General features: G+C 46.7%; 13 protein-coding genes. 3 read left to right on the top strand and 10 right to left on the bottom strand.

The genetic code is table 11. From position 1 onward, the window contains the following. Window positions 1-92: 92 nt before the first annotated feature. Window positions 93-632: a DUF2058 domain-containing protein gene (locus RHO15_04505; GenBank protein WVD64970.1), complete on the bottom strand. Its 540-nt coding sequence runs from the start codon at window positions 630-632 to the stop codon at window positions 93-95. Window positions 633-1,184: 552 nt separating this feature from the next. Continuing rightward, complete coding sequence (locus tag RHO15_04500) at window positions 1,185-2,282, bottom strand: mechanosensitive ion channel family protein (GenBank protein ID WVD64779.1); 1,098 nt, start codon at window positions 2,280-2,282, stop codon at window positions 1,185-1,187. Between the two features lie 495 nt (window positions 2,283-2,777). Between RHO15_04500 and mutS the strand changes: the two genes are divergently transcribed. Further along, the gene (gene mutS, locus RHO15_04495) at window positions 2,778-5,336 is read left to right on the top strand and encodes a DNA mismatch repair protein MutS (GenBank protein ID WVD64778.1); all 2,559 of its coding nucleotides are present in this window, start codon (window positions 2,778-2,780) and stop codon (window positions 5,334-5,336) included. A gap of 83 nt (window positions 5,337-5,419) precedes the next feature. Here mutS and RHO15_04490 read toward each other — a convergent pair whose 3' ends face one another. The 6 genes from RHO15_04490 to nlpD all read right to left on the bottom strand — a co-directional run bounded on the left by RHO15_04490 (window position 5,420) and on the right by nlpD (window position 12,662). Further along, window positions 5,420-5,857 carry a hypothetical protein gene (locus tag RHO15_04490; protein WVD64777.1) on the bottom strand — a complete coding sequence of 146 codons (438 nt, stop codon included), beginning with the start codon at window positions 5,855-5,857 and terminating at the stop codon, window positions 5,420-5,422. Between the two features lie 342 nt (window positions 5,858-6,199). Next, window positions 6,200-7,231, bottom strand: a complete 1,032-nt coding sequence (gene rlmF / locus RHO15_04485) for a 23S rRNA (adenine(1618)-N(6))-methyltransferase RlmF (GenBank protein WVD64776.1) — start codon at window positions 7,229-7,231, stop codon at window positions 6,200-6,202. 262 nt (window positions 7,232-7,493) lie between these two features. Further along, entirely contained in the window at window positions 7,494-8,705 is a 1,212-nt protein-coding gene (locus tag RHO15_04480) for an aldose 1-epimerase family protein (GenBank protein ID WVD64775.1), read from the bottom strand. A 313-nt stretch (window positions 8,706-9,018) separates the two neighbouring features. After that, window positions 9,019-10,158, bottom strand: a complete 1,140-nt coding sequence (locus RHO15_04475) for an MFS transporter (protein WVD64774.1) — start codon at window positions 10,156-10,158, stop codon at window positions 9,019-9,021. A gap of 424 nt (window positions 10,159-10,582) precedes the next feature. After that, on the bottom strand, window positions 10,583-11,335 hold the full coding sequence (gene gpmA / locus RHO15_04470; GenBank protein ID WVD64773.1) for a 2,3-diphosphoglycerate-dependent phosphoglycerate mutase: 753 nt from the start codon (window positions 11,333-11,335) through the stop codon (window positions 10,583-10,585). A gap of 259 nt (window positions 11,336-11,594) precedes the next feature. Continuing rightward, window positions 11,595-12,662, bottom strand: coding sequence for a murein hydrolase activator NlpD (gene nlpD / locus RHO15_04465; GenBank protein WVD64772.1), 1,068 nt, complete (start codon window positions 12,660-12,662; stop codon window positions 11,595-11,597). 268 nt (window positions 12,663-12,930) lie between these two features. Between nlpD and rsmI the strand changes: the two genes are divergently transcribed. Continuing rightward, entirely contained in the window at window positions 12,931-13,803 is an 873-nt protein-coding gene (gene rsmI, locus RHO15_04460) for a 16S rRNA (cytidine(1402)-2'-O)-methyltransferase (protein WVD64771.1), read from the top strand. Window positions 13,804-13,814: 11 nt separating this feature from the next. Beyond that, complete coding sequence (queG, locus tag RHO15_04455) at window positions 13,815-14,927, top strand: tRNA epoxyqueuosine(34) reductase QueG (protein ID WVD64770.1); 1,113 nt, start codon at window positions 13,815-13,817, stop codon at window positions 14,925-14,927. 94 nt (window positions 14,928-15,021) lie between these two features. Here queG and RHO15_04450 read toward each other — a convergent pair whose 3' ends face one another. Next, on the bottom strand, window positions 15,022-16,971 hold the full coding sequence (locus tag RHO15_04450; protein ID WVD64769.1) for a U32 family peptidase: 1,950 nt from the start codon (window positions 16,969-16,971) through the stop codon (window positions 15,022-15,024). A 179-nt stretch (window positions 16,972-17,150) separates the two neighbouring features. Beyond that, on the bottom strand, window positions 17,151-17,549 hold the full coding sequence (locus RHO15_04445) for a protein YgfX (GenBank protein ID WVD64768.1): 399 nt from the start codon (window positions 17,547-17,549) through the stop codon (window positions 17,151-17,153). Between the last annotated feature and the right edge of the window lie 84 nt (window positions 17,550-17,633).

Raw genomic sequence — 17,633 nt, 5'->3', positions numbered from 1 at the left:
CGCAAGATAGCACGACAGATAACGCAATCCCTCGGTTGATCAATCAGCCACCGCCAGCGATGGCTTATCCAACAAGCGCGGTCACAGCGGCATTACCACATTAAATCATCCGGCACTTTAAAATCAGCATACGGATCATCTTCATCGAGTGCTTCCTGAGTCAATGCGTTATTGAGCACAATGCTCTGGGCGTCGCGCTGGGCAATTTTATCAGCCACGCTGGCCGGAATAATCGCATATTGACTGGTGCCACTGCCCTCGGCCATCAAACGGGCAATCGCCAGACGACCACTGATAAGCTGGCTTTGCGTCAGCTTATCCACCAGGATTTTTTTAATCAGCTTATTATCCGTAAAATTAAAACCGATATCGCCTTTACTCAGGCTGATACGGTTCATCTCAATCAGCTGTTTGACCTGTGCCTGAGCCTCTTTAGCTAAGGCAGCTTGTTTCTGCTGTTCGCTGAGTTCTTTATTACGTTCGAGCTGGGCTTGTTTATTCTCTTCCACCGCCGCGCGAGCCTCGCGCGCCTGTACGCGGGATTTTTTCGCCGTTCGCTGCACTTTGGCGACTTTTTTACTGGTCACTAAGCCCGCTTTGAGCATCTGCTCTTGTAAGGTGAGTTTTGTCATCTTGGTCTCTACATCGGTTAAATCATTACGGAAATTATCTGGCTGATGGCTTGGTGGATGGCTTGACACCATCGGCACAGCAATAGCCGTATCAGCCTTAAACGTTGTGGAGTATGTTACCTGTAACCGTAGGATATCTGCAACTTATTCTCTAGGGTATACGGTTTTATTGTGGCCGATTGCATATGTTGTTGTATCGATAATATTACCAGGCCCATAAAATTGATAAATAAAGGCCTGATGTTGATCTTATTCAGACCACTTGATAGGAGTGATCTTTTTGTAAATAAATCGCCGATAAAACAACCGCCTGATTACCATTCCCCACCCCATTTTCACCTCAATATTTTAGCTAGGTTTAATCACTCTTGCAGCTAAATCCCAGTATATCTCATATTCTTACCATGGTAATTATATCCGGTGACTGATCGGTAAGTCAGCGTTATTCATCAGAAATGTTAAATATAAAAAAGATATCTTTTCCCAGATAACGTATTTGGTTGCTAAGTTGTAACACCATATACGCTCTCTCCCCGCCTGACTTTATCGATGTTAACCATTGGGATTGGAAAATTCGTTAATTAATACATGATTAATTGGCAGCACATGGCATCCTTTCTGATGAGCAATATCAGCAAGCGCAATCAGAATTTCTTCTTGGGCCTTGGCAAATTCGCCATAGGGAACAAAATCCCCACCCGGGACCGATTTCACCCAAGCATAGAGATTGATTTTCAAGGCTGTCTGGCCAAATTCACTGAAGCGAAAAACGAAATAACTCAGATCTTCGCGCATCGATAACCATTTATTCCCTTCCTCAACGACATCTTGTATTTTTGAGTAATCACTGTAGCTGAGTAAGATATCTTGTGACAGTGTCCGATGAGTAAGCCGAGAATTATTAATCAGGTTATGGGTATTAAAGACTGAATTGGGTACGTAGATACGCTTACCATCCCAGCCCTCAATCGTCGTTGAGCGCCAGCCAATATGAATAACCTTACCAGATAAATCTGCATCTTTGATAATAATATCATCATTTATTTTAAAGATCCGGCTGGCAAACACCGTTAAGCCACCAAAAAGATTAGATACCAGATTTTGTGCAGCGAAACCAACAGCAATCCCTGCCGCCCCACCAAATGCCAGTAATCCGGTGATCGAAATACCTAATGCTTGAATGATACCTAGCACCATAATTAGAAAAACAATCACTGTTGTAATTTTGCTGATGGCATCTACAGCGGTTCGATCGATATTTGTCTCTTGGCTATCGGCCTGGTTAAGATAATAAGACTGAACGTTATGAATGAGACGAAATAGAAACCAGCTGAGTAAAACAATGAATACTATTTTTTGTGTTGGCGAAATGATTTTGTAAAGTGCGCTATATTCATTTTCGGAAGGGAAGTAATGACGAACAGCAATAATGATACCTACCAACCAAACGGTCATAATTAACGGGACTTTAGTCGCATTCAGTATCGCAATTCGCCAGCCATTTGTGGCAAAATCACCTTTTTTTTCAAAAAAATTTAACAGACAACTTAATAACTTACTGATGACGACAAGTGAAATCACTAATAATAATGGGACTAACCAGAAAACGTGTCCCTCAATGATGTTTTTAAAAGATTCTATCCAATTCATTAAAATACCTCGCTATTAAAATACCTTGCTAAGTTAAAAAACATGATAACAAAAAGCGAATACTTGTGTAAATTACTATCAATTAATCAAAATCTTGATGCTAATCTGTGAGATATTCAGACTGACAGTTTAGCTGAATAATTGTCGGTTAGTCGATCGGGCTGAGAGGCGCTATTTTCGTCATCAAACGTTGCTCATGAGTTTACTGTATTACACTATCAGCATCGCTCATCAACTGCTTCAACAACTCCTTTTCCAAAATGAAAACGTATCCTATTATCCCGTGTTATTAACCGGATAAATAATCTCTCCATCCTATCGATAATTCGGCTATAATCAGGCATATATCATAATGTGACACTTTAAATGATAGCAAGTTAACCGGCTTTATTTTATGATAGCCACCAGTAAAAAATAGGTACGCTGCAGCTCCACTTCAGTGCTGTCGCGACCTGTGAATAATGAGAAACTTCAACCCGGTATAGAATCACTGCCATGAATGAAAATGAAAATTTAACCAGCCACACCCCCATGATGCAGCAATATTTGCGGCTCAAAGCGGCGCATCCGGATATCTTACTATTTTACCGGATGGGCGATTTTTATGAGCTGTTTTATGAGGATGCCAAAAAGGCCTCACAGCTGCTGGAGATTTCGCTGACTAAACGCGGCGCCTCAGCGGGTGAGCCGATTCCGATGGCCGGCGTGCCCTACCATGCGGTGGAGAACTATCTGGCTAAATTGATCAGTTTAGGCGAGTCGGTGGCCATTTGTGAGCAGATTGGCGACCCCGCTACCAGCAAAGGACCGGTTGAACGTCAGGTGGTGCGGATTGTCACGCCCGGTACGGTGAGTGATGAGTCACTGCTGCAAGAGAAACAGGATAATTTACTGGCCGCCATCTATCAGGATAACAGCGGCTTTGGCTATGCCACCTTGGATATCAGCTCGGGCCGTTTCCATGTGTTTGAGTGTCAGTCTGAAGAGGCGATGCAGGCCGAGCTACAAAGAACCAATCCAGTTGAACTGCTCTATATCGAAACCTTTAGCGCTATGTCACTGATTGAGCATCGCCATGGCCTGCGTCGCCGACCGGTGTGGGAATTTGAGCTAGATACCGCGCGTCAGCAGCTTAATCTGCAGTTTGGTACCCGCGATCTCATCGGCTTTGGTGTAGAGAAAGAGGTTAAAGCTCTCTGCGCCGCCGGCTGCCTGCTGCAGTATGTTAAAGATACCCAGCGCACCGCCCTGCCGCATATCCGTAGCTTAATAAAATCCTCATTAGCCGACTGTGTGGTGCTCGATGCCGCAACCCGCCGCAATTTGGAGATCACCGAAAACCTCAGCGGCGGCAGCGACAACACCCTGGCCGCCATTTTAGATAAAACCAAAACCGCCATGGGCAGCCGCATGCTTAAACGCTGGCTGCATATGCCGATCTGTAATCGAACAATTTTAGGCCTGCGTCAGCAAGCGATTAATGACCTGCAGTTATCAGTGGCAAATATACAGCCACTGCTGCGCCAGATTGGCGATATTGAGCGGATCCTGGCCCGTCTGGCCCTGAGAACGGCACGACCGCGGGACTTTGCCCGGCTACGTGATGCCTATAAGACGTTACCGCAGTTACAAGCCATGCTGGCCACACTCGACACGCCACACTTAACTCAGCTAAAAGCGGCGATCAATCAATTTGATACGATCAGTGATCTGTTGTCGCGGGCGATTATTGACGCACCACCGGTGTTAATTCGTGATGGCGGCGTGATTGCGCCCGGTTATCATGCCGAGCTCGATGAGCTGCGTTTACTGGCTGAAGGCGCCAGTCAATATCTCGATCAACTGGAAGTCAGAGAGCGCAGCCAGCTCGGTATCGAAACCTTAAAGATCGGTTATAACGCTATCCATGGTTACTATATTCAGGTTAGCCGCGGGCAGAGTCATTTAGTGCCGATTCACTATACCCGCCGGCAGACCTTAAAAAATGCCGAGCGCTATATTATTCCCGAGCTGAAAGAGTATGAAGATAAGGTGCTGAGCTCAAAAGGCAAAGCGCTGGCGCTGGAAAAATCACTCTATGATCAGCTGTTTGACCTGCTGCTACCGACCTTGGCCGAGATGCAACAGAGTGCTGCAGCGATTGCCGAACTCGATGTCCTCACCAATCTGGCCGAGCGGGCTGACTGCCTCAATTATACCTGCCCGCGCTTAACCGATAAGATGGGGATCGAGATTGAGGCCGGCCGTCATCCGGTAGTTGAACAGGTGTTATCCGAGCCGTTTATCACCAATCCACTGACACTGTCACCCGACCGGCGTATGCTGATCATTACCGGACCGAATATGGGCGGTAAAAGTACCTATATGCGGCAAACTGCGCTGATTGTGCTATTGGCCTATATCGGTAGTTTTGTGCCGGCCAGCGCGGCCACTATCGGGCCGGTTGATCGTATCTTTACCCGTATCGGCGCCTCTGATGATTTGGCTTCTGGCCGCTCCACCTTTATGGTCGAAATGACTGAAACGGCCAATATTCTTAATAATGCCACCGACAAAAGTTTAGTCTTGATGGATGAAGTCGGCCGCGGCACCTCAACCTATGATGGCCTGTCATTAGCCTGGGCCTGCGCCGAAAATCTGATTCATCAGATTAAAGCCATGACGCTGTTTGCTACCCACTACTTTGAACTGACCCAGCTGCCCGAGCAGATGAGCGGTGTCTATAACGTTCATCTGAATGCGGTAGAACATGGCAGCACTATCGCCTTTATGCACACTGTGCAAGAGGGCGCCGCCAGTAAAAGTTATGGCATTGCCGTCGCCGGTCTGGCTGGTGTGCCGGCTTCCACCCTTAAACGGGCTAAACAGAAACTGAAAGAGTTAGAGCTGCTGTCGAAACAGTCGGCCGGCAGCCATGTCGAGAGTTCACAACTGTCGCTGATGGCCGAACCGGAACCAGCTGAAGTGGAACTGGCTTTACAAACCATCGATCCGGATAGCTTGACGCCCAAGCAGGCACTGGAAACCCTCTATCAATTGAAAAAACTGCTATAAGCTGGTTTGAAACGCATAAAAAAAGGCACCTGACGGTGCCTTTTTCTTGCCAATCTTGCAGCAACTTCGCTGATATGACTAAATTAATTAGAACAAGTTGTGACTCGACGAGAAGCGACTTCTGCACCGCTCTCTTTTTCAGTAATATTCATACGACAGTAATTACCGGCTTTTTCAAAATGAATCAGATAATTTTTATTTTTTTCAGGTGTAAATGCTTTATCGAGTTGACCACACGAGGTATTACCCTCGGTTCCTGAACCGGTTATTACGATCTCTTCACCACTAGGCACCGATGTTTCAAGTGTTGTGACGGGTTTAGCGAATGACAAAAAGCCAGGGTCGTAAGACAAATAACCGATTTTATCGGTATGGGCACATGAACGCTGGGCAACCGGAGAATCAGTATTTATCCAAAATATCGTTTCAGTCTGGTAATCAGAAGAGAATGCAATGGTGGCATCATTGGCCTCAGCCTGACGCTCTACATCTTGCCTGAAATAAGATTGGTCGCCATGCATCCAGATAAAGCCAATGCAATAAACGCCAGACTAAGCATTTTTTTCATTCATCGTTCCTTGTGATAAAGTTTTTATTATTTTACTTATTAGTTACAATAAAGCGCGATAATACTAGAAGATTCAACTAAATATATCTATTAAAATATCATATATTGGTCTTTAATTGGCCATGCCACTAGTATGAGTTATAGCCTGCACAAGACGAATGCTTGCTTTAGGCAAAACATCGGACAAACACAAAAATACGATAAATGGGATTCGTTGGATTCAATTGGGAAAATAAGAACCAAGGTTTGGGAATATGCCTTGGTGATATATCATAAATAGTCATATAATTTACAGTTAAACCATCACCATCCGATGCTTAACTAAAAAAGCGTGACGCTGCGCCTGCGGGATAAAGGTCCAGGCGATAAAGCGGCTGATTTTTTGCCCTTGTGCCATCTCAATCACTTTCACTTCGGCGGGATTGACCTTTTGCAAGGTTTTCATCAGCAGCGTGAGTGAATCCTTTTTGGCTACCAGCGAACTAAACCATAGACACTGCTGTGCATAATCCTGACTTTCAATGATCATTTGGCTAATAAAAGCACGCTCGCCGCCTGGGCACCACAGTTCACTCTGCTGACCGGCAAAATTACGCACTGGCGACTTTTGCGGTTGCGATGCGGTTAAATTGCTGACCTTTTTATGATTACTGGCATCGGCCTCTTGTGCCGAGGTATAAAACGGCGGATTACACAGTGTGAACGTGAAATAGTCCTTGGGTTTAATGATCGTGTGAAATATTGCCGCACTATCAGTTTGTAACCGGCACTGTAAGGCAGATTTCAGTGCTGGATTGCTCTTTGCAATCACATTAGCCACGTTAATGGCCTGCGGATTGATATCACTACCGACAAATGACCAGCCATATTCAGCGTGGCCGACAATCGGGTAAATCGCATTCGCTCCCACCCCAATATCCAGCACCCGCACACCTTTACAGCGTAGCAGCTGACCGTGATTATCGTCGGCAAGCAGATCAGCCAGATAGTGAATATAATCGACTCGCCCCGGCACCGGTGGGCATAAATAGTTATCCGGGATATCCCAATAGCTTAGCTGATAAAACTGTAACAACAGGGCTTTATTCAGTAGCTTGACCACCCGTGGATCAGCAAAATCAACCGAAAGGTTACCGTACTGATTCTGGCGGATATAGGGCGCCAGATCAGGTAAGGTCTGGGCCAGCTGCAAAAAGTCATAGCCCTGCCGATGGCGATTACGTGGGTGTAACTCTGCTTTCATCGGATGGCGTGTAGCTGGCGCGGTCGAATCAGTCGCTACAAGGGTATTTAAACGGGTGTCTGGCGCAATCGCTTCGCGGCTCATCATATCCTAATCACTGTCATTATAAACGATGTGGGTATTATAGTGATTTTTGGCGATAAAGCGAAAAATATTCCGTCAGTCGATTGATTTTCAACAGGTTAGAAGAGGCATCCTCTGATTAACACCACGCTGAGCGGCCTGTTCAAACGCACTCAAAACACGCCAAAAATCCAGTTATATGAGATTACCCAAACTCATATCTATGAGTCTTAGCACCCTCATGGCGCTGCTTACACCATGAGGATCAGCGGATTACGCACGGTTACTCCTCGGCCAGCGGCTGCGCGATCACCTCAGTCTGACGATCGCCCTGAATGGCCCGAATCTGCGCTTGATAGCGATCGACAGCGGTTTTGTCCGCCAGCAGGCTATAAGTCAGCGTAAATGCCGTGCTTTGGCCGGGTGCCAGTTGACGTACTCGTGACTGTTCTCTCTCAATCGTGACCGGGTAAGCAAAACTGGTGCCCGGTTCAAGCCCGGTCACATAGCCCTGCTTGAGGGTGTCGGTATTCTTCCAGAGTGATAACACCGGCAACTGATTGATATTAAAGGCAATGCCCGCCCCTTTATCACCGGCTTTATTGGTCAGCATTACCTGGGTTTGACCTTGCGCATCCGCATAGGGATAGATATTAAACACCATCTCATCAAAGCCGTTGGTTGGACCGAGATAGCTTTGCCAGCTGTCGAGGCCCTGTTTCGCATAATCATTAAACGGCGAGATCGCTTTGACTGGCGCGATAAATTGCGCATCCTGCTCTAAGAGCGGCGGACCAAAATTGCTGTGATAGATAATCTGATAATCACGCGGATAGTCGCCACGGTTGGTCAATATATCATGCACCGTAAACGAGTTTGTGCCCGGCACATAACTTAATGATGCCCAGGTTTCTAAATGGCCCTTCTTAAAGGTGTTCTCTTTGATTAATCCTTTGACGGTAATGGTATACGGTGGCTGATCCTCAATGTCGACAATCAACTGGGAAACCGGCGTATTACCGGCGCGACCATGCAGTGAATAGATCGTGCCATCGGCTATCACCGGATGGCCAGTCCACTCAAAGCCGCAGCGCACCATCATCTCATTAAACCCCTCTAACCAGCCTAATCCACCGCGGCTATCTAAATTGATAAAAGCCGGATTGACCACCTCATCGACCGGCGAATCCCAACCCAGACGCACTCCATTACCCACCACCGATAAAATTCCCATACCGCGAGTCGGACTTAAGTTAATCGCGAAGTCACCACTACGAATAGTGATCCGCTGACTGCCTTCTTGCTTACCCCCGTGAAGTATCTGATTTTTCACTGAAAAGGTGAGATTGTCCGACACGGCTAGATCACGCTCGGTCACCTGCCAGTTGCCTGCCGTCATGCCTTTTGCTTGATCGATTAGCACAAACTCTTTTGCCATACTACTCCCCGAAATTAGGCTCACTATCACGCCAACAGCCAAAAGTGTTCTCTTCATCTGCCTTTGCTCCCGTTAAAATAGTCAATAAACTCAATCAGTTGGTCAATAAACCACGCTAAACTGAGGGTGAAAACATTGTGACCTAGCGTGTCATTTGACACAATCGACTTCGCATTAAGATGAGATCGAATTCACAATTTATCGCATACCATCATCGATATTTATTCAGATAAAAAGCAGTGTGAGCAACAATAAGTGGATGCCGGCAAGCTGGCAGAGGAGACAGTGAGCGCCAAACACGTTGGCGCTAGCGGATAGGCATAAAATCAAGCGGCAGCGGATGATTGCGGCTGCAAAGCGTCAGGTGTCGCTAATGGCTCAGCGCCGGTCTCTTCACTCTGGCGCTCAGCATCAGCAGCACAGCAAACAGCAGCGCAATCAAGATAAAACAGACAAACAGGCTATTATTACCATATTCTGTCATAAAAAAGGAGATAATGGCCGGCGCCACTAAGCTGCCTAAGGTATTAACAAACAACATGGCTTGATTCATCAAGATAATCTCTTGTTTGTTCACCGTACTACAGGCCCAGGCCATCGCCAGTGGATAAACCGTATAAATCGTCGCCCCCATAATGATCGCCGCAATAACCGGGAAAATCCCAATAATCAGCATCACACAGGCTAACATAAAGATAAACGTTTCAATCACTAAGACTCTGGATCGGCCATATTTATCGGCAAAATAGCCGGCCGGGATTTGCGCCAGCAAGCCACTGGTAATAATCACTATCATCCAGTTAGCCACGTCTTCATCATTAAAGCCCAGTTTGGCGTAATAAACCGGCATCAGTGAATAGATGCCGCCAATGATCATGCCGGCAATAATACAGCCGACCAGACCTAGCCTGGCCTGACGATGGAAAATCATCGACATCATATCAAAGGCTTTTTTCTTTTTATGCGGCAGGTGGTAGTGCGTCAACAGAATAAACAGTATTGCCAGCGCCATTAACATCGTCACCACTAAGCCAAAATGGACCACCTGAGTCGGGAAAAAACGCAGTAGCCCCTGCCCCATCACCGTGCCCAGATAGTAAGTGGTCATATATACCGCAAGCATTTTACTGCGATTGTTCGCCTTACTGGTGACTAAGATACAACTCTCGACAATCACCCAGGTAATCGCGCAAGCGATACCAATTAAAAAACGGCAGAATGACCAGCTATACAGATCCATCGAGATACTCATACCGAGGGTCGACACCGCAAACAGCAGGCAGGTATAGCAGTAGGTTTTTTTGGCATTAATTTTCGCCACAAACCAGTTAGCCACAAACGTACCGACTAAGTTACCAACAAAGTAGCTCGAGCCAACCAGCCCGATCTTCCAGACATCGAAATGCTCTCTGACCAACCATAATGGGGTTTGAGTGTTAAGCGCTGAGAGTGAAATGGTCACAAATAACAGACTAATTAAGAGGATTGGAAATGAGAATGAGCGAGTCATCGAGCAGCCTACTGATTATAGTTATGGTTTGACTTGTATGTAAATGACGTTTAGGTAGTGGACGCAAAATCAGTGACACTAAGGTTGTGCAAACGGGTATTTAACCACAAGCGATTATGCTAATTTGTTGGCATCATGACGCAACATCACCCAGCTAAGCAAATCAATTCATCGTGGCTATTATACCTTAGTTGCTATTTGGTTCGTCAACTAGTCGGCGCAGATTTTCCGCACGATTTATCACGCCAGCGCCGCTGAATTTATGCCAATCATGGCATTTATCCTGATGGCACAATAGCTGCAATGTTAACCCAGTATTAGCGACCGGATATCGCCAGCGTTAATCATCAGACGAGTAGAAGCAGAGCGGGATAAAAAAACCAGTGCTACATCGGCCAGCACTGATTTATCGTTCAGAACAGCGTTACTGCTGTTTACCTTGATTAGCCACCGCATTGGCTTTGGCAGCAATCTCTTTGGCATCGCCCAGATAGTAGTGTTTAATGACCTGCATATTGTCATCAAACTCATATACCAGCGGTACACCTGTTGGAATATTCAGTTCAATAATATCATCATCGCTGATGTTATCGAGATATTTGACTAAGGCACGTAACGAGTTACCATGGGCGGCGATAATAATCCGTTCGCCAGCTTGCACCCGAGGCTCAATCTCTTGTTGCCAGTAAGGAATCACGCGCTCAATGGTTAAGGCTAAGCTTTCGGTCAGCGGTAACGCGTTTGCGCTTAAGTGTTGATATCTTAAATCATGGCCCGGATAACGCGCATCGGTCTCAGTCAAAGCGGGTGGTGTCACAGCAAAGCCGCGACGCCATAATTTCACCTGATCTTCGCCATATTTTTGCGCGGTTTCCGCTTTATTGAGTCCCTGCAGCGCACCATAATGACGCTCATTGAGTTTCCAGGATTTCTCTACCGGTAACCAAGGTTGATCGAGCTGATCTAAGACTGACCAGAGGGTATGAATCGCGCGTTTTAGCACTGACGTATAAGCGGCATCAAACACAAAGCCATCTTGTTTAAGGAGCCGACCGGCTTCTGCTGCTTCTAAACGACCCTTATCGGATAACTCGACATCGGTCCAGCCAGTGAAACGGTTCTCTTGATTCCAGACACTCTCACCATGTCGGACTAAAACTAACTTCTTAACAGCCATAGCATGCTCCTTCGTGAAAAATAACCGATTTCCTCACCAACTAGCGGTATCTGACCGCCTGATCTGACTTCATCTTGCTCGTGAGGCACTATTCCTGTTCTGCTTGATTGACAACAGTCACAACGCTGACTCGCTCCATTGATGTCCAAATAGATAAATGGCGACTCAGTGCATGGCCAGGCGCTGATGGCATAATCAACGCCTTAGATATTGATATGGGGCCGAAATCGGTATTTTAAACCTGACCCGCCCCAGCAACTTACTGTTTAGGGAGATATTTCATCGGATCAACCGATTTGGCTTTATAACGAATTTCAAAATGCAATCTGACCGAAGCGACCCCACCGGTGTTACCCATGGTGGCAATTTGCTGGCCAGCGGCTACATCCTGCCCCTCTTTCACCAAAATATTTTGGTTATGCGCATAAGCAGTTAAGTAGTCATCGTTATGTTTAATGATGATTAAGTTACCATAACCCGGTAAGGCACTACCGGCATACACCACCCGACCAGCGGCGGCGGCAACGATTTTATCCCCTAAACTACCGGCAATATCGATACCTTTGCTCTCGTTAGAAAATGCTTCAATCACTTTACCACGGGTTGGCCACTGCCACTGTAAATTCGCCACGGTGGCAACCGTCACCGGCGTGGTGTTATTGGTGGTGGTCGTCTTATTACCTGCCGTCGTCGTCGTGGTCGTGACCACTGTTGGTTTAGTCACCGCTGCCGACTGTCCGGTTGTATTCGCTGTTGCGGTGGACGTTGTTTTAGCCGGCGTCGTGGTGGTGGTTTTTTGGGTTACCACTACCGTGGCATCGCCATTGACATCCAGCACCTGACCGACGTGTAAATCGTACGGCTCTTTGATATTATTACGTGCCGCTAAGGCGCGATAATCATTACCGGTAATCCAAGCGATATAAAATAGTGTATCACCGCGTTTAACCGTATAAGCGCTGCCTTTATAGCCGCCTTTTGGAATATCATCATAGTTGCGCGAATAGACCATGCGCTGCTGTGAAGTGGTCACCACCGTTTTTGAGCCATCATTATTATCACGAGTGGTAATGGTGGTTGAGTTAGGTGCGACCGTTTGGGTGACTGGCGTCACACTACGCGTTTGAATCGATGACGGCGGCTGCTCGTAATCATAATCGACATCGGTTGAAACAGCTTGTGGACTGACCTGCGGACTGGCAGCAGAGATATCTCTGATTTGTGCCGGATTGGTCTGGGTACAGGCCACAAAAAACAGACTCATTGAAGCCAGCGTCACGGTCTTCGCCCAGCGGTGTTGTATTAGTGTGTTGAACAAAATTGACATAGGTCTCCCCTACCATAAATCAGATGAAAATCAAATAATCTATCAATGCGTTTTATTTTATACAATATTATTCAGCTTGCCTAATTTAATTGCATCAGCTGGCAACGTTATTTTTTAGACCACGCTAAATAGACCTGAGCATCAAGGCGTTCAGGTCAGATGAGTGATTGATTTTTAAAAACAATCGATTTGCAATTGGTAAAATAGCATAACTCCTTTAGAATAGCGTCAGTTATTTATTATTGATGAAACCGTTAACTGAGCCATTATGTCGTCATACTCATATCAAGTTCTCCCCGGCGCACTCTATATTGTCGCCACCCCGATTGGTAATTTAGGGGATATTACCAGCCGCGCTATTTCAGTGCTCAAGCAAGTTGATCTGATTGCAGCTGAAGATACCCGTCATACCGGTCTGCTACTTCAGCATTTGGTGATTAACGCCAAACTATTTGCGCTGCACGATCACAATGAGCAGCACAAAGCTCAGTTACTAATAGAGAAACTGCAAGCGGGTCAGTCGATTGCGCTAGTCTCTGACGCCGGTACGCCGCTCATCAATGATCCTGGCTACCATTTAGTGCGCCAGTGTCATCAGGCCGGCATTAAAGTAGTACCGCTTCCGGGGGCCTGTGCAGCGATTACTGCCCTGTGCGCTGCGGGTATTGCCTCAGACCGTTTTTGTTATGAGGGCTTTTTACCGGCTAAAAGTAAAGGTCGTCAGGATAAACTCAATGCACTGAGACAAGAGACCCGCACCCTGATCTTTTATGAGTCAACCCACCGCTTACTCGATACGCTCAGTGATATGGTACAATGTTTTGGGGCTGAGCGCTATATGGTGCTGGCCAAAGAGTTAACCAAAACCTGGGAAACGATTATCGGTTTGCCGGTCACGCAGTTAATTGAGTGGTTGAACGAGGATGAACAGCGCCAAAAAGGGGAGTTTGTACTGATTATTGAGGGCTATGAAAAACCGGCACAAGATGAACTCGATCCACAAATCCTCAAGACCTTAAGACGCCTGATGCAGGAGCTGCCGTTAAATAAAGCCGCAGCTATCACAGCGGAAATCTATGGCGCGAAGAAAAATCAGCTGTATAAATTCGCCTTAGCAGAACAAGATAATCCGTCCGCATAACGAGCTTCATCGTGATTGATTATGTAACGCTGGCCGAAAAAATTAAAGTATGGGGAGAAGCCTTAGGCTTTGTCCATGTTGGTATCTGTAATATTGATCTAAGCTTAGATGAAACGGCCCTACAGCAGTGGCTCAAGCAGGGTTATCATGGTGAGATGCAGTGGATGGCGGCCCATGGTGAGCTTCGCAGCCGACCCGATCTACTGCTGCCCGGCACTTTACGTGTTATCTCGGTCAGTCTGCCCTACCTGCCGTATCGGAGTCACATCAGTGACAGTCTGGCCAACCCAGACAACGCTTACGTCAGCCGCTATGCGCTTGGCCGAGATTACCATAAGTTGATGCGGCAACGTTTACAAAAACTGGGCGAGCAAATTAAGCACTATTGTGAAACGCTGAGCTATCGACCGTTTGTCGATTCAGCACCTTTACTTGAACGAAGTCTGGCCGCCAAAGCCGGTTTAGGCTGGCGCGGTAAACATAGCCTGCTCTTAAAGGAGACCGGTTCCTTCTTCTTTTTAGGGGAATTACTGGTCAATATGCCACTCCCGGTCGATCAGCCGGTCGCGGATCTGTGTGGTAAATGTCAGGCTTGTTTGCAAATTTGTCCGACACAGGCGATTGTTGAACCTTATGTGGTCGATGCCAGACGCTGTATCTCTTACCTGACCATTGAATATGATGGCATTATCCCTGAAGCACTGCGGCCTTTAATTGGTAACCGAATTTATGGCTGTGATGATTGCCAGCTGATCTGCCCTTTTAATCGTCAGCCCGACTATACCCAGGAAGCTGATTTTGCGCCGCGCCATGGGCTCGATAAGGCAGAGTTACTGGCGCTGTATGAGTGGGATGAAGCGACCTTTTTAAAACGCACCGAAGGTTCGCCAATCAGACGCGTCGGTTATGCCAAATGGCTGCGTAATATTACCGTTGCCTTAGGTAACGCGGCTTATGATGAACGGATTGTGCAGGCGCTTAAGGCCCATCAGCAGATAAGTCCACTGCTCGATAACCATATTGATTGGGCACTGGCCAGACAGGAGCAACACCGAACCCAAGCACCAGAGGTAACCACCCGGCAAGCCCGCTTGCTACGCCAGATAGCGCTGCGTGAGCTATAAAGTAAAACAATAAAGTCAGCGATAAATAAAGCGATAAAAAGTGATGTAGCAGGCTGTTTTAGATGGCGACCCATCGCCGCCATTGCGTTTACTTTTAGCGAGGGGTTTTCTCTTCGCTGCGCTCAAGAAAAATCAGCTCACTGCCGGCTAAAGGCGATTTCAACACATGTGATTTGATTTTGCCCCAGACCTGCATCTCACAAGCTTTGCAATCAAATTTCAGCGTCAACACTTCGTCATTATGCACTAGCTGCATCGGTGTCACTTTGGTTTTCACGCCTGTCACCCCTTTCGCCTGTTTCGGGCAAAGATTAAAGGCGAACCGCAAGCAGTGCTTGGTGATCATTACTGGCGCTTCGGTTTTTACTTCGTGTGCTTCATAAGCCGCTTCTATCAGTGTCACCCCAAAACGCGCATAAAACTCACAGGCTTTCTGATTATAGACGTTGTCCAGATAGGTTAACTGGGTTTGTGGATAAACTGGCGCCGGTTCGCTGATGGGCTTACGCTGCGCGGGCTTATAAGCCGCTAGACGCTGCGCGGTTAAGGCCTCAATCACATCGCGTCTTAATTGATTAAACTGGGCATTGCTAACAAAGTAGACCACCGGTAAATCAATCACAATATCCTGCGCATAATAATCGGTTTGACCGAGCTTCTCCAAGCTGGCATAAAACTGACTGCGTGCTTTTTCCGGCTGATTAGCCAAACTCAGCTCACCGGTCAACCGCTCACAGACTTTTACGCCCTCTTCACTGGTGGCTTGTAAACAGAGGCCCTGTTCATCACGGTGCAGATAAAAACTGACACCGATACGCCGGGTACTCGATGACTTGGTTAAACTCTGTTGCCACTGATGATCAAGGTTACGATTCAGAGCATGATGTGGACGTAAATTCAGTAACGCACTGGGCATCTCATTGGGTACCACCCGATATCGGTTAGCCGACAGTTTCTCAACCGTGTTGGCCCGAAAACCGATAATATCGCGTTTAACCAGGACATTCAGACCATCACCATTGACCAGCGGCGAATCGGTTTGGATCTCTAAAGCATCTTTGGTAACTTTCAACACTTCACCAATGGTTAAACCAATGAATTTAGGGGAATCAAAGGCACCAATATCCATTTTTCGACCAGTCACAAAATAGTCGGTACTGCCGCGATGGAAGGTTTTTTGCGGATTAGGGATAAACTGATACTCCACACGGCCGCTCGAAGCCGCCCGCAAATCAGCACGCTGGGTTAAAATCTCATCGAGCTGCTGACGATAATGCGCGGTAATATTTTTGACATAAGCCAGATCTTTATAGCGACCCTCAATTTTAAATGAACGAACACCACTCTCAATCAACTCAATTAAGTTGGCTGATTGATCATTATCTTTCATCGATAGCAGATGTTTTTCATAGGCAACGACGCGGCCTTGATCATCTTTTAGGGTATAGGGTAAACGACAGGCTTGTGAACAGTCGCCACGATTGGCGCTGCGCCCAGTCTGAGCATGAGAGATATAACACTGGCCTGAGTAGGCGACGCACAATGCGCCATGCACAAAAAACTCAATCTTGGCCGCCGATTGCTGAGCAATCTGATAGATCTGGGTTAAATCCAGCTCTCTGGCTAACACCATCTGTGAAAAGCCGACGTCAGCTAAGAATTTGGCTTTTTCTGGTGTTCGGATATCCATCTGGGTACTGGCATGCAGATCAATCGGCGGAATATCTAAGGCCATAATGCCCATATCCTGCACAATCAGGGCATCGACCCCCGCCTCATAATATTGGTAAATCAGGCTGCGAGCCGCTTCCAGCTCATTATCATGTAATATCGTATTTAAGGTGACAAAGACTTTCGCATAATATTGATGGGCAAAGGTGACCAGTTTGGCGATATCGGCCACACTATTGCCGGCATTATGCCGGGCGCCAAAATGGGGACCGCCAATATAAACCGCATCGGCACCATGTAAAATGGCCTGCCTGGCGATCTCAATATCACGCGCTGGACTTAAAAGCTCTAACTGATTCGATAGTTGATACATGGATGATAATTCACTTGATGATTAATAATGGTCATGTCAGGATAAGGACAATCTTGATTCGCCGGCTATTATAGCGGAAAGATTGAGGTTGTGTTATTTAATTCGCTCAGCTTAACGATGAGGACAGTCGCAAAAATAGACCGATACTGCCCTTTTCACCGAAGCTGTGCCTCCTCTCACTAGCGCCAGCGCTGCAGTAAATAGCACAGCTTGCGCCAATCTGACCGCGAAACATGATCAAACATCAAACAGAGCGTGCGCCGTTTGTTGTGGCGAATTGACTGTAAATGAACAATCACCGCATATTGCAAAAACAGGGGTGAACGATATAACCGCCAGCGTTGCCGGCGAAAGTAGATCTGCTTGAGGTCAGAGATGATGGCAAAATCGCCTTGCAGGATTAACCAGCCTCGATAACAGCGATAATATTCGATAACCCCCACCAGCAAAATCGCGATCATGGCAATCGGCCATAAGGTGGTTGATAGCTCAATATAGAGTAATCCTAATAATCCCAGATAAAACAGACTATACAGGCACAACAACCGCTTGGATAATTTGAGTTTTATTTCCCACATCACGGCTCCTTAACTTGTATTAATTTATCTTAATTCAACTCGTCTTAACTAATATTGATTTGTGTTAATTTAACTTGCCTTCAG

This window comes from Orbaceae bacterium lpD01 (assembly GCA_036251705.1).
Classification (GTDB): domain Bacteria; phylum Pseudomonadota; class Gammaproteobacteria; order Enterobacterales; family Orbaceae; genus Utexia; species Utexia brackfieldae.
This window is presented reverse-complemented; position numbering and strand designations above follow the sequence as displayed.

Bases quoted from the DNA above. Each gene is read 5' to 3' on its own strand.
- RHO15_04505 (WVD64970.1), bottom strand. From the start codon at position 632: ATGACAAAACTCACCTTACAAGAGCAGATGCTCAAAGCGGGCTTAGTG.
- RHO15_04500 (WVD64779.1), bottom strand. From the start codon at position 2,282: ATGAATTGGATAGAATCTTTTAAAAACATCATTGAGGGACACGTTTTC.
- mutS (WVD64778.1), top strand. From the start codon at position 2,778: ATGAATGAAAATGAAAATTTAACCAGCCACACCCCCATGATGCAGCAA.
- RHO15_04490 (WVD64777.1), bottom strand. From the start codon at position 5,857: ATGCATGGCGACCAATCTTATTTCAGGCAAGATGTAGAGCGTCAGGCT.
- rlmF (WVD64776.1), bottom strand. From the start codon at position 7,231: ATGAGCCGCGAAGCGATTGCGCCAGACACCCGTTTAAATACCCTTGTA.
- RHO15_04480 (WVD64775.1), bottom strand. From the start codon at position 8,705: ATGAAGAGAACACTTTTGGCTGTTGGCGTGATAGTGAGCCTAATTTCG.
- RHO15_04475 (WVD64774.1), bottom strand. From the start codon at position 10,158: ATGACTCGCTCATTCTCATTTCCAATCCTCTTAATTAGTCTGTTATTT.
- gpmA (WVD64773.1), bottom strand. From the start codon at position 11,335: ATGGCTGTTAAGAAGTTAGTTTTAGTCCGACATGGTGAGAGTGTCTGG.
- nlpD (WVD64772.1), bottom strand. From the start codon at position 12,662: ATGTCAATTTTGTTCAACACACTAATACAACACCGCTGGGCGAAGACC.
- rsmI (WVD64771.1), top strand. From the start codon at position 12,931: ATGTCGTCATACTCATATCAAGTTCTCCCCGGCGCACTCTATATTGTC.
- RHO15_04450 (WVD64769.1), bottom strand. From the start codon at position 16,971: ATGTATCAACTATCGAATCAGTTAGAGCTTTTAAGTCCAGCGCGTGAT.
- RHO15_04445 (WVD64768.1), bottom strand. From the start codon at position 17,549: ATGTGGGAAATAAAACTCAAATTATCCAAGCGGTTGTTGTGCCTGTAT.